We start from the raw sequence: 14,016 nt of genomic DNA, 5'->3' as shown, positions 1-14,016 counted from the left end.
ATGATGAAGAATTTTATACTTGTACTGACACTTTTTCTGTCGATTGTATTTCCGTCCACGGTGCACGGCCAGGGTTCGCTGATAAGGTATGCAGATGAACAAATGGGCCTTTCCAACTACCGGCAGGCGGCGAGTGCCTATAGCAGTGCCTATGAAAGGAGGAACAGCTACCGCTCGGCCAAAGGGGCGGCCCAGTGTTATTCAAAAACAAATTCCTATGCCCAGGCCCATGATTGGTGGGAGAAGGCCATGGAGCTGGCGGAGGAGCCCTCCCTTTCCGATGCGGAGGCCTACCTGAAGTCCGCCTATGCGGCCGGAAAGCAGGATGTGGCCAGGGAGAAGCTGGCACAGCTTGGTGTTGACCTGAACGCAATGGATCCCCTGGACCTGTTGATGTACCAGGCGGTCAGCGAGAGGTCCGAAGAAGCCCAACTGGAGCTGGCAGCGGGACTGAACTCCCCGGAGGCAGCTGATTTCATGGGGGCAAGGGATGGATCGGGGAACCTCTATTTTGTTTCCGACAGGGATACGAAGCGCGAAGAAAGGCCTGTTCCGGGCATCAGGTTCGATGCCCGGAACCAACTGTACGACAAGGAATTTTCGGACTGGACGGGCAGGGAATACCTGAAGATATACAAGAAAGACCCGGAAGGGGGGATTGTCCAACTGCAGATGGACAGGGACGATTTTTTGAATATAAGCGACCCTGCCCTTGCCAGGGCAGGGGGCAGGGAGTACCTGTTCTTCTCTGCCACACGGAGCATCAGAAAGGCAAAGCGGAAAAGAAGGTTCACGGTCAGCCCGGAGATTTTCTATGGAGAGCTGCAGGGGGACAGTGTCACCGATATCAAATCCTTTCGGTACAACAGCACATTTGAACACGGCATGGTGACGCCCTTTGTGGATGCGGCAGGACAACGATTGTACTTCGCCTCAGACATGGCAGGCGGACATGGCGGATATGACCTCTATTATGTGGCGTATACGGGTGATTTTGAATTTGGGGATCCGGTAAATGTAGGGGAGCCCGTCAATTCGGCGGGAGACGAAAGGGATCCCTTTGTAAGTATGGACAAGTTCTATTTTGCCTCCAACGGGCACCCGGGCCATGGAGGGCTGGATGTCTACCGGGCGGACCTGCAGGGAGGCGACTTCTCGGGGCTTGTCCCCTTGGGGCAGCCATATAATTCAAGCAAGGACGACTTCGCCTACCGGCAATATGCGGACCAGGCACGTTACCTGAGCTCCAACAGGAAGGGGGACTCGGGGCTGGACAATATCTACCGTCAGGTGGCCCGTGCGCTGAGGAAGCTGGTGGTCAGTACGGTGGACTGCAACGGGTTGCCAGTGGCAGGTGCCAGGCTTATGGTCAAAAACGAAGAAGGGGAGTTGGTTGAAATGGCCCGGGAAGAAGAAGGGGTTTATAGGGGGGAGCTTTCGGAAAGCACCGACTATGCACTTGAGATAACCAAGGATGGCTACTTCGGTATTGTGGACGGTGATATTAGCACCAAGGGATCCGGACCGGGGACCATTGAAAGGGAATACAGGCTTGTGCGGGTTCCCGGCAACAGGACGGAATTTGTGGATATCATCTATTATGATCTGGACAAGAGCACTGTCCGGGAAGATGCCTCCAAGATATTGGCCAGGGTCTCCAGGCTGCTCAGGGAATACCCCTTCCTGCGGCTCAAGGTCTCTGCGCACACCGATTCCAGGGCATCACGGCAATATAATGTGGAATTGAGCAGACAAAGGGCGGAGAAGGTGAAGTCCAGGCTGGTGGGCAGTGGTGTGGAAGCAGCAAGGATAGCTGCCGAATGGCACGGGGAAGAACAGTTGGTGAACGACTGTGGAGATGGGGCCAACTGTCCGGAAGGATTGCACCAGCTCAACAGGAGGACCGAGCTGGTCATCACCCTGGACATTGAAGAGGGCATGACCGTTCCGGGAGGCATGTTGCCGGAAGACTGGTGCGATGGGCTGCAGATCATACAGGAAATAGGGGACCAAACAGGAGTACCCACGGTCTACTTTGACTTTGACAGGTCGGGCCTGCGGATGGAAGACAAGATGGAACTGGAGGGGTTGGTGCTGCTGCTTGAAAACAACAGTGCCCTGCGCCTGGAGCTCCAGGGGCATACCGATAGCAGGGGCAGTGAAGCCTACAATAAGGCGCTATCGGAAGAAAGGGCCAGGGCAGTGGCCGGGTACCTGATCGACAGGGGGATCAACAAAGGCCGCCTGGACTATACCGGGTTTGGCGAATCCTCTCCGGTCCATGACTGCCGGGATATTCCCTGCAGTGAGGAAATGCATCAATTGAACAGAAGAACAGAAATCAAGGTGAACCAATGAGAAAAGTCGGACAATTTTTATTTAGGGGGACATTTTTCCTGTTGGCGGTTGTGGCAATTGTTTCCGGTGCATCTGCCCAGACGGTGAACAAGGGTACGATGAGCATAAAGCCCGGGACCGTGCTGTCCAGTAATTTCAATGTGGACAATACCGAAACGGGCAAAATGATAAATGATGGGGAGCTGTACCTGTATGCCCATTTCAATAATGATGGAGAAGTGACCTTTAGCCAGGGTGAAGAGGGGACTACCCGTTTTGTGGGGAAGTATGGGGTACAGCAGATCAGCGGTAGCCAACTGTCAGGGCTGAACAATGTGCTTTTTGACAATGGCAATGATCAAAATGCCTTTCAACTCTCCGGTGATATCAGTATTTCGGGGATGTCCAGGTTTGTGGACGGGGTGGTGGTTTCAGATGGCCATGGTGGCCTGGTGCTTTTTGAGCGCGGCAGTGGCTATGAAGGGGCCTCTGATGCGAGCCATGTGGACGGTTATGTGGAAAAGATCGGGGATGAGGACTTTGCTTACCCAGTTGGTGACGGTGGATATTTCAGGTTTGCGGGGATCACGGCACCGGCCGAATCGGATGTGGAATTCCACACCAAATACTTTTATGAGGATCCCGACGGGCTATATCCGCGGGAACAAAAGGAAGCGGATATCGAGCTGGTCAATGATGCGGAATACTGGGAGCTGTTCCTGGAGAACGGCGCTGAGAATACCGCTGTCCGCCTGACGCTTTCCTGGCGTGATGTGACGACCCCTGCGTTTATTTTGGGAGAGGCCAGTGATATGGTGGTGGCAAAATGGGACGGGGAGGAATCGATCTGGACCAACCTTGGCGGTGATGTGGACGGCAATGCCCAAACGGTGACGACCCCCGAACCATTGGAGGACGATGGCATATTTACCCTGGCGGTGATGTCGGCCAATATGACCAATATGTCGATCTCGAAGACCTCTTTTGAAGCATCCGTTTATGAAGGGGATGTGTTTGAATACGAGATCAGGGTCCAGAACAACGGTGAGGTGGATGCCTCCGATGTGGTCATTGTGGACAACCTTCCCAATGGCCTGGAATATGAAAGCGTGGAAGTACAGTCGGCCTTTGGTCTGATGGACTGGGATATGGAAACGATGGGCCAGGTGCTTACCTGGCGTGTTCCACTGTTCCTGTCGGGGGACGAGATGGTGATCAAGCTCCGTGTAACAGCCGGAACAGCCGGTCCCATTACCAATTATGCGGAGGTGGGGGCTTCCCAGGAGGATGGGGATCCTACCGACAATGCGGCCACCGATGAAAACAACATCAATGCCTTCTTTATCCCCAATGTGATCACTCCCAATGGTGATGGGGACAACGATGTATTTGAGATCCGGGGCCTCAACAGGTTTACAAGCAACAGGATAGTGATTTTGAACCGGTGGAACGACGAGGTACTGGATACCGGGGACTACCAGAACGACTGGAATGCCGATGGGCTGATAGCGGGCACCTACTTCTACATTTTGGAAGTAACGGAGCCCAGTGGAGAAGAAAAGGAATTCAAGGGATGGATACAGGTAATAAAGGAATGAGCCTGGGCCATACTTTGTCGATAAATCAAGAAATAAAAGAACTCAGTTGGTCAATAAATTTTAAAGAATGATAGCTATGAAAAGAGTAATACTTTTAGCCTTTTGTTTGGTCATGGGTAGTACGGCCATGGCCCAGGTAGGGGTAGGCACCGAAGATCCGAATACGTCTTCCCAACTGGAAGTGGTTTCTTCGGACCGTGGGGTCCTGATCCCTCGGGTGGCCCTGGAGGACATTACAGATGGGAGCACGATCACCGAAGGGAACGTGGAAAGCCTTTTGGTGTTCAACATTACCGAAAATGACATGATTGTCCCGGGGTATTATTATTGGTTTGACGGGAAGTGGAGACGGCTAGCCTGGAGCGGTGGTAGCGCGGCAGCCAATAACATGCTTGTCTATGACCAGGAAGCGGACCGGTTTTATTACAATGACAATGATGGGGAGCTGGTCCCGATGGACCTGAGTGCGCTTTTCAATGAGACGGTTTCCAGTTTGGAGAACAATGGTGATGGTAGGTTTACCTATACAGATGAGCAGGGCAATGAATCGATGATCGATATCCCCGCTGTTGTCGCTACAAACATCTCGGAGAACGGGAACGTCTATGATGAGATCATGCAGCTTTTGGAAGATGACTTTGGCAACGTGACCTACAACCAGGCCGACGGTACTTTTAGCTATATCGATGACACGGGCACCGAGCAGGTGATCGACTGGAGTGATTTCAATACGGTGAACAACAGCTTTACGGTAGAAAACGACTCGCTTACGGTGACCGATAGTGAGGGCGGAAAGATCCAGCTGTCACTGGAAGAAGTCGCCAACAACTCTGCTTTTGTTACGACCATTGCCAATAACAGTGACTTTATTGATGAGATCACGCAGCTTTTGGAAGATGACTTTGGCAACGTGACCTATAACCAGGCCGACGGTACTTTTAGCTATATTGATGGTACGGGCACCGAGCAGCCCATCGACTGGAGTGATTTCAATACGGTGAACAACAGCTTTACGGTAGAAAACGATTCGCTTACGGTGACCGATAGTGAGGGCGGAAAGATCCAGCTGTCACTGGAAGAAGTAGCAAACAACTCTGCTTTTGTTACGACCATTACCAATAACAATGACTTTATAGATGAGATCACGCAGCTGCTGGAGGAAGATTTCGGCAATGTGACCTATAACCAGGCCGACGGTACTTTTAGCTATATCGATGATACGGGCACCGAGCAGCCCATCGATTGGAGTGATTTCAATACAGTGAACAACAGCTTTACGGTAGAAAACGATTCGCTTACGGTGACCGATAGTGAGGGCGGAAAGATCCAGCTGTCACTGGAAGAAGTAGCAAACAACTCTGCTTTTGTTACGACCATTACCAATAACAATGACTTTATAGATGAGATCACGCAGCTGCTGGAGGAAGATTTCGGCAATGTGACCTATAACCAGGCCGACGGTACTTTTAGCTATATCGATGATACGGGCACCGAGCAGCCCATCGATTGGAGTGATTTCAATACGGTGAATACAAGCTTTACGGTAGAAAACGACTCGCTTACGGTGACCGACAGTGAGGGCGATAAGGTACAGCTGTCATTGGAAGAAGTCGCCAACAACTCATCTTTTGTTACGACCATTGCCAACAACAATGACTTTATAGATGAGATCACGCAGCTGCTGGAAGAAGATTTCGGCAATGTGACCTATAACCAGGCCGACGGTACTTTTAGCTATATCGATGACACGGGTACCGAGCAGCCCATCGATTGGAGTGATTTCAATACGGTGAATACAAGCTTTACGGTAGAAAACGACTCGCTAACGGTGACCGACAGTGAAGGGGCCAAGGTGCAGGTTTCAATGGATGAAATCGCTAATAACTCCAGATTTATCACGACGCTGACTAGTAACAGTGATTTTATTGAGGAGATTGAAACTATAATAGCCGCAAGCAGTGATGAACTTATTGACAACGGCGACGGTACGTTTACCCATACGGCAGTAGACGGTACGGCGGTCATCATCGATGCGAACACGACCACAGTGACCGACAACGGCGACGGCAGCTATACGTTTACCGATGGGAGCGGCACTTCCCTTGCGACAGTGGAGACGTCAGCATCCACGAACGGTTATGACAATACGACAAGCGGGCTGTCCTCGGAAAACGTTCAGGATGCCCTTGACGAGATTGCCACCGAGCTGGCCGGTACGACAGACGAACTGGTGGACAACGGCGACGGTACGTTTACCCATACGGCAGTAGACGGTACGGCGGTCATCATCGATGCGAACACGACCACAGTGACCGACAACGGCGACGGCAGCTATACATTTACCGATGGGAGCGGCACTTCCCTTGCGACAGTGGAGACGTCAGCATCCACGAACGGTTATGACAATACGACAAGCGGGCTGTCCTCGGAGAACGTTCAGGATGCCCTTGATGAGATTGCCACCGAGCTGGCCGGTACGACAGACGAACTGGTGGACAACGGCGATGGTACGTTTACCCATACGGCAGTAGACGGTACGGCGGTCATCATCGATGCGAACACGACCACAGTGACCGACAACGGCGACGGCAGCTATACATTTACCGATGGGAGCGGCACTTCCCTTGCGACAGTGGAGACGTCAGCATCCACGAACGGTTATGACAATACGACAAGCGGGCTGTCCTCGGAGAACGTTCAGGATGCCCTTGATGAGATTGCCACCGAGCTGGCCGGTACGACAGACGAACTGGTGGACAACGGGGACGGTACGTTTACCCATACGGCAGTAGACGGTACGGCGGTCATCATCGATGCGAACACGACCACAGTGACCGACAACGGCGACGGCAGCTATACATTTACCGATGGGAGCGGCACTTCCCTTGCGACAGTGGAGACGTCAGCATCCACGAACGGTTATGACAATACGACAAGCGGGCTGTCCTCGGAGAACGTTCAGGATGCCCTTGATGAGATTGCCACCGAGCTGGCCGGGACGACAGACGAACTGGTGGACAACGGCGACGGTACGTTTACCCATACGGCAGTAGACGGTACGGCGGTCATCATCGATGCGAACACGACCACAGTGACCGACAACGGCGACGGCAGCTATACATTTACCGACGGGAGCGGCACTTCCCTTGCGACAGTGGAGACGTCAGCATCCACGAACGGTTATGACAATACGACAAGCGGGCTGTCCTCGGAGAACGTTCAGGATGCCCTTGACGAGATTGCCACCGAGCTGGCCGGTACGACAGACGAACTGGTGGATAACGGCGATGGTACGTTTACCCATACGGCAGTAGACGGCACTATTGAAGAAATAAAAGCCACGATGCCAAAATTTTTCTATATGCCCAGTATTATATTTGATACTTCCGTTACAGGGGCCTTCACCCGGGACTTACATCAGGATTACATGGACCAGTTTAGTGGGCCTATGGTGAGCAGCCCTGGTGCAGCTAGTGCAGTTCCAACCTTACCGGCAACAGAGCTTGAATATCATATCACATATTATGACACTGATGTGTTTGCCAATGTACAGTTGGATGCCAATGGGGTATTGACCTACGAAGTTATCGGTAATGCTTCTCCTGCTTCCTTTATGAATATTGTGTTTGTTGTTAAGTAGTACCATTATGAAGGGATACGTGAAGTATATACTGATTATCTTATGTTTAAACTTTGGCCTAATACAGCTTGGGTTTTCCCAGGATCCTTGTTACCAACGTATTGGGGTTGAGGGCGGAGGTTTTGGATGGAGTTATGAAAATGGTGACAGCCCTACTAATCCTATTGAAGAAAGTTTTACCCAACCGGCAACAAACGCAGGTTTCTCACTGGATATTTTCATATTGGACAATTCTTTTAATATGGAAATCAATGGGGTGGACCTGGCTACACAGGAAATCGAATTTCAATCCAATGGTACATCCGGAATTAATGTACGGTTTGCAGATGGAGATGAATACGAAAACCAAACCGATCCTATCTGGCAGTTGGCCGGAGATGCGGCCAACCCTCTAATAAGGGTTCAAATCAGTGAAAATGGGGAAGTGTCATTATATGGCAGTAAAGAGTCCTTTGGTCCATTGTTCCCTTTAGAGCTCATAAATGGAAATGCCTTGAATACAATTACCTGGAATTCAACAGGAACAAATACAGTAATAGCTCGCCAGAATGTAGTCGGCGCTACAGAAATGACTGGTACCGGTTACGGCTTGGATGAAGTGCCTTGCGAAGAGATGTATGACATAACAAAGGACGGTGAATTCGTGGATAGTAACAGTGATGGATATGCACAAATAGGTGAAAATATAAGCTATACCTTTGAAGTGGAGCATACGGGAAATCACGAAGCGGTTTATGGTGTAGAGATCATGGACCCAATATTAAGCGATGATCCAATAGGGTTAAGTTCAGGAACGAATTTGTTGGGAGGGACCCTTTCGGGAGATGACAACACCAATAATGTTTTGGATATTGGAGAGGTTTGGACTTTTACAGTAGACTATCAAACAACAGAGGAAGACATATACTGGAATAAAGGAGTGTATAATCAGACAGAAGTTAAGGGAGAACGTGAATCAGGCCAGCAATTGCCAGAAAAAGAATCAACAGACCCCACTCCATACCAGAGCGGGGATGCAGGATGGGACCCTGCTCGACCAGAGCATACTTATGTACCCTTAAACGGAAAGGGAAACGGGCTATTGATAAGCAATCCAATGCTCCCTTCTAAAGGTAGAGACTGACAAATATGGGTTAGTATAAATGAGGTGTTTGTATATTTCAATGGGGCATAAGTATTGATGTGTTAGAGGAGGGTGGTATGATACGATCTGTGACAATGCTCTCCAGGTTTAGGATGTCCCGATCAGCATGACCGAAGGTAGGGGTAAATAGGATACTGTGGATAATGATAACCTTATCCATTTTAAAAGCAAGTTTAGCGGAATCCATAGCCCAGAAACGGTGCCTGGGGAGTGGAGTGGTAATATTTACCCTCCTTTCCAAATTAATAAGTTTCGTTCGTAAGAGCTGAAACCTTTAAGGTTTGTCCTCTTTATCGATTTTAGAGGCAAAGCGAAGCATTGGATAACATTTTACGAAACCTCTTCTTTCATTGGTTTTGCGCAAGTAGGAATCTTTGGTCCCAAATACTAAATAATTGCGAGTGGCTGGGATATATTAAAATGTCCCCAGGCTTACTTATGAGCCCGGGGGCCAGCTGTTCTTACCTCTATTTCACTTTTTCGATCTTCAGTCTTCTTTCCCCGGAAGGTAAGTTCCAAGTAAATTCATGGCCTTCTTCAAATCCCAACAAGGCAACCGCAAGCGGGGCTAAAATTGATATATGACCGGTGGATACACAGGCATCCTTGGGCGTGACGATGGTAACACAGATGGTTCTGTCGTGCAGGCTGTCCAGTACCTCAACGGTGGAACCAGGTCTGACGATATGGTCACCGACCAAGTGGTCAGCAACCACCGTGCAGTTCCTCAGTTCCTTTTCCAGGGCAAGGGTATCCCTGTGGTAGCCCATTTGGACAGTAGCGATCAATATTTTCTTGATCGAATCGTAATCCGACTTTCTGATCAATGGTTTCATGATTTGTAGAAGTTTTAAAAGGAATTTTCCAACGCTTTCCAAAAGACATCAAAAGCGTGCAATATCGTATTGCTCCACAGATTATAGGGGAAATAAATGGTCGATCAGAAACAAGCTCTCCTTTATGCCCTAAAGGAGAGCATCGGAATAAAGGCCTTGCTGCAGGAATACATATAAATTGCCTTCCTTCTGGTTGCAGGCAGTAGGTGGACTGAAATTTGTTTGGTAGCTCCTAACGTCATGATGAAAAATGACCATAGGCCTGAAAAAAGAATTTACAAGTTTCCATATTACAGGAATTTCCAGTTGGTGATCCGGTATCGCCAGCAAAATATTTTTGGGAACGGAAATACCCTTCACGTAAAAGGAACTGATGTTCCTTCTTGGAAAATTCAAGTGGATAGATGTATCGTCCTTTTATCATGATGAGTTTGTAAATTAGCGAAACTTTTTATTTCTGGCCAGCGATTGTGGTAATATAACTCACAATTAGTTAACGATTGATCAATTTGATTGATATGCAGGAGGTGGTATGCCAACAATTGACATTGGTGGACGGCTCATGGTTCGTTGTTTCTGGGTACATGGAATTTTCCCTCGGTGATCTCGATCTGTCCGATGAGCAGGTTCTGGCCAGCGCTTGCGTCATATTGTAACAATTTACCCGAGAAGGTTCCCTTGATCCCGTCCCCCGTAATTTCATCAAAGGTCAGTTGGACGCTTTCCCATAGTGGAGTGAGCGTGGTGTTCAGGGCGGCAGTGTAATTATCCCCGTCCTGGTCATGATAACCCATGATGAAGTAAGAAGGAACCGTCGCATGTGAGGAAGGATTGTTCGAATAGGTGATGCCCGTAGTAAACGCTTCAGCATGGTTCAGGTAGATGACCAGTTGGTTCTTGTTTGGACTGAAAATCGATTCGGTACCCGAAAGCTGCATGACATGCAATTGATTATCCTGGTCAACAAGGTAGGCACCGGTCAGGTTTTGCTGGGTTTCCGGTGTATAGGTATAATCCACTTGGGAACTGTTGACCTTGAACTGGAAATAATATGGTGATGCATCAGGAGTGTCCATGTCTCCATCATTACCGGAACATCCCATCATTCCCAGAAAGATGGCAATCAGTCCCATGGAAATCATTGTCTTGTTATTCATTGTTTTTTTGGTTTTTCCTTTTTGTTGAATAATACCCAATAGCCCCTCCTGCCAGTCCACAGACCACCATTGCCAGGAAGATGTTGACCAACACCTCCAAGCCGTTGCCGACATATTCATCGTATTGGCTAATGGTTGAGGCGAGGTTGGAAAGGTAGCTGATCATATTGCCGCTTCCTTCAAAGTGCCCGATAACATCAGGCTGGAAATAATAGCTCAAGGGAATCCCCACAAGGGCTCCCATCAGTGTATAACTCATCGACCTTCCTGTTTTGGGGTGTAAAATCAGCAAGAGCATAAGATATCCCACAATGCCCAGGGGGATGAAAAAGAGGGTCAGCACAATAAATATGGTCCTGATCACTACCAGGGGAAGCTTGAAAAGCATGGAGAGCCTGAAGCAAACTCCAAAAAGCAGCTTTCCAGGACGGAGATAACGGGTCAAGAGATTTTGGGCGTTCATTACTGTTTTTGATGAAAGGTAGCCCTGAAATTCCCTTTTCAAAAGCCCTATCTATTCTTCGGGGGAATCAAATGATTTCTAGTGGCGTTGGATTTATTTTTTGCTGAAAAGTGTAACTTTATATACTGCGGATTCTCTTATGAAAAATCTCTTCATCTTATTGCTATGCCATTTGGTCTGTTTCGGTGTCAACGGCCGAGTCCATGGAAAGGAATTGGATTCCCTTTATAAGGTGATATTATCAATGCCCAAAAGCGATACGGGGACAGTCAACCTGAGGAACGATTACCTTAAACAGGCCCTTTTTGCCAATCCCTCGGACAGCACATTGAAGGATTTTGCCCTTAGGACATTGGACATGGCAAACCACATGGGGTATCAAAAAGGTATCCTATTGGCCTATGAGCGCTTGGGTTTGATCAGTCAGTACACGTTTTCGGCACCTTTCCGGGCATTGGACCATTACCAAAAGGCACTTTTAGTGGCCGAGCGGACACCGGGGCTCGAGCGCTACAAATGGGGGATCAAAGGAAATATGGCCACCATTTATTATGAACAGGAGGAATATGCCAAAGCGTTGGAGACGTTCAAGGAAATATGGCATCACAGTAAGGGGACATCCCTACCGGCACTATTGAACATGGCCAATATTTTGGGGGCCACCAAAAGAAGTGATTCTGCCATAGCGTATTTTGAAAAGGCGTTGGAATTCAAGCAGATGGAGGATAGCCCGGCCATCAAAGCCAATCTCTACAGCAACCTGTCCCTGATGTATCACCAGGCGCAAAGGCCTACCGAGGCCATTGCTGCGGCAAATATGGCATTGGAACTTATAGATTCCTATGGGATAGAGTTTGTACGTCCTACCGCTTATGCCAATGCGGCCATGGCCTACCTGGGAACAGGGGATATGGAGAAAGCATTCCACTATGCAGCTGTTTCCCTGGAACTCAGTGAAAAACAGGGCAATCTCTTCCTGCAAAAATCTGCCTTGGGGACCTTGTCAGATGTTTACCGGGAAAAAGGGGAATACCGGGACGCCTTAAAGTATTATGAAAGATATGCTGCCGTAAAGGATAGTCTCAACAACCAGAATAGAAGGGTAGAAGTCAACCGTAGGCAAATGGCTTTTGATTTTGAAAGGGAGCGTGCCATGGCAAAGACAGAAATTGACCGCCAGACAGTCATTAAGAATGCTGCCATTTGGGCGGGAGCTGTCGGTGTGGTGGTGCTGGGATTGGGGTTTATGTTGTACACACGAAGAAGGGAAGCCTTGGTGCAGCAACAGGAAGCCGAATTCAAGGCCCTGGTTTCGGAGACAGAACTAAAGGCTCTCCGCTCACAAATGAATCCCCATTTTATCTTCAACGCTCTTAACTCCATAGCCGATTATGTGCATAGGCACGAAGAGGGAGCGGCAGTGGAGTACCTAATGAATTTCGCCAAGCTTATGCGAACAGTGCTGGAAAATTCTGAACATGGGGAGGTTCCCCTCTCCGAAGAAATCAAGTTTTTGGAGCTGTACCTAACAGTGGAAGCCAAAAGACTCAAAGAGCGGTTCAGCTATTCCATTGCGGTACAAGAAGACATGGATTCGGAAAATACCCTTATTGCTCCCATGATCCTCCAACCGTTTATCGAAAACAGTATCTGGCACGGCTTTCCGGCCGGTAATAAAAAAGGCCATATTTCAATTGGTTTTACCAAAACAGGGGATTATCTCTTGTGCTATGTGGAAGACAATGGAGCAGGGCTGGAGGAGGCAACAAAGGGAAAGGACGGAAGGTCCATGGGGATTGCCCTTACCGAAAACCGTATCAAGATACTCAACGATCGGCTGGGGACAAAGGGGAGTCTTCGTATGATGGGAAATCCACTAGGTAGGGGAACAAGGGTTGAAATCTGTTTACCGTACCAAAGCCTGTTTTAGACCTTATGATATGATAAGAGTAATGATTATCGATGACGAGCAACACTGTAGGGACAGAATACTTGCCCTGCTTAAACCTTATGGAGGCAAGGTAGAACCGTTATGTTGCGGTACAGTTGCCCAGGCCCTAAAAGATATTGATGCATTTCGGCCAGAAATGGTGTTTTTGGATGTACAGCTCCACGATAAATCCGGATTTGATGTCCTATCGGCAACTGCCCATTGTGATTTTGCCTTAATATTTACTACTGCTTTTGACCAGTACGCCATTCAGGCGTTTAAATTTTCGGCCATCGATTACCTGCTCAAGCCAATTGACAGGGACGGCTTTGATCGTGCGATGGAGAAGGCGTTTGATAAAGTAGAACAGGCACAGCTGACAGAACGGATTGACCTTATGCTCTCCCAGCTTTCGACCCCGGCCTTGCCAAAGAAAATCAGTATTCCGACAAGGGATGGATTTATCTTTCTTCCGGTCGCCGATATTCTCAGGTGCAAAGCCGATGTTAACTATACCCATCTTTATACCTTTGAAGGAAACAAAATTACGGCGTGCAAAACCTTGAAGCATTTTGACGGAATCCTTCAGCCCGAGGGTTTTTTCAGGATACACAGTTCTCATCTTATCAACCTCTGCCATGTCAAATCCTATATCAAAAGCGGCTATGTAACCTTGGTGGACAATACCCGTCTGGAAGTGGCGGTGCGACGAAAAGAGGCATTTTTAAAGGCTTGCAACGGGTTTCTTAAAGGGTGAATAAGAAATATGGGACTTAGATGGGCTGCTTTTCCATTGGTTTAAAGTAATTGGACATTGTGAGCTTATTCCTTTATCACTTGTTAATCAGGTAGGTGCCAACCATGTTGAAGCCAACCCTGTGCCAGACAGCAGGTTTTTCTGCCACCTGCCC

Annotated in this window: 9 protein-coding genes; 6 read left to right on the top strand and 3 right to left on the bottom strand. The window is 48.7% G+C overall.

Features of this window, described 5'->3' with window-relative positions; translation table 11 throughout:
• The 4 genes from FKX85_RS19690 to FKX85_RS19675 all read left to right on the top strand — a co-directional run bounded on the left by FKX85_RS19690 (nt 1) and on the right by FKX85_RS19675 (nt 8,698).
• Complete coding sequence (locus FKX85_RS19690) at nt 1-2,358, top strand: OmpA family protein (protein ID WP_168196299.1); 2,358 nt, start codon at nt 1-3, stop codon at nt 2,356-2,358.
• The gene (locus FKX85_RS19685) at nt 2,355-3,935 is read left to right on the top strand and encodes a T9SS type B sorting domain-containing protein (protein WP_141616346.1); all 1,581 of its coding nucleotides are present in this window, start codon (nt 2,355-2,357) and stop codon (nt 3,933-3,935) included. The genes FKX85_RS19690 and FKX85_RS19685 overlap by 4 nt, the downstream gene beginning before the upstream one ends.
• 76 nt (nt 3,936-4,011) lie before the next feature.
• Entirely contained in the window at nt 4,012-7,575 is a 3,564-nt protein-coding gene (locus FKX85_RS19680) for a beta strand repeat-containing protein (protein WP_141616345.1), read from the top strand.
• Between the two features lie 7 nt (nt 7,576-7,582).
• On the top strand, nt 7,583-8,698 hold the full coding sequence (locus FKX85_RS19675) for a DUF7507 domain-containing protein (RefSeq protein ID WP_141616344.1): 1,116 nt from the start codon (nt 7,583-7,585) through the stop codon (nt 8,696-8,698).
• Nucleotides 8,699-9,186: 488 nt separating this feature from the next.
• Here FKX85_RS19675 and FKX85_RS19670 read toward each other — a convergent pair whose 3' ends face one another.
• The 3 genes from FKX85_RS19670 to FKX85_RS19660 all read right to left on the bottom strand — a co-directional run bounded on the left by FKX85_RS19670 (nt 9,187) and on the right by FKX85_RS19660 (nt 11,175).
• A complete protein-coding gene (locus tag FKX85_RS19670) occupies nt 9,187-9,555 on the bottom strand; it encodes a GreA/GreB family elongation factor (protein ID WP_141616343.1) in 369 nt (122 codons plus the stop codon).
• Nucleotides 9,556-10,115: 560 nt separating this feature from the next.
• Complete coding sequence (locus FKX85_RS19665) at nt 10,116-10,712, bottom strand: hypothetical protein (protein ID WP_141616342.1); 597 nt, start codon at nt 10,710-10,712, stop codon at nt 10,116-10,118.
• Nucleotides 10,705-11,175, bottom strand: coding sequence for a PspC domain-containing protein (locus tag FKX85_RS19660; protein ID WP_141616341.1), 471 nt, complete (start codon nt 11,173-11,175; stop codon nt 10,705-10,707). Before FKX85_RS19660 ends, FKX85_RS19665 begins: the two co-directional genes overlap by 8 nt.
• Nucleotides 11,176-11,314: 139 nt before the next feature.
• Between FKX85_RS19660 and FKX85_RS19655 the strand changes: the two genes are divergently transcribed.
• Nucleotides 11,315-13,105, top strand: coding sequence for a tetratricopeptide repeat-containing sensor histidine kinase (locus tag FKX85_RS19655; RefSeq protein ID WP_141616340.1), 1,791 nt, complete (start codon nt 11,315-11,317; stop codon nt 13,103-13,105).
• Nucleotides 13,106-13,115: 10 nt separating this feature from the next.
• The gene (locus FKX85_RS19650) at nt 13,116-13,862 is read left to right on the top strand and encodes a LytR/AlgR family response regulator transcription factor (protein WP_141616339.1); all 747 of its coding nucleotides are present in this window, start codon (nt 13,116-13,118) and stop codon (nt 13,860-13,862) included.
• The last annotated feature ends 154 nt before the right edge of the window (nt 13,863-14,016 follow it).

Source organism: Echinicola soli (assembly GCF_006575665.1).
GTDB lineage: Bacteria > Bacteroidota > Bacteroidia > Cytophagales > Cyclobacteriaceae > Echinicola > Echinicola soli.
The sequence above is the reverse complement of the archived record's forward strand: the minus strand, read 5'-3'. Positions and strand labels throughout refer to the sequence as shown.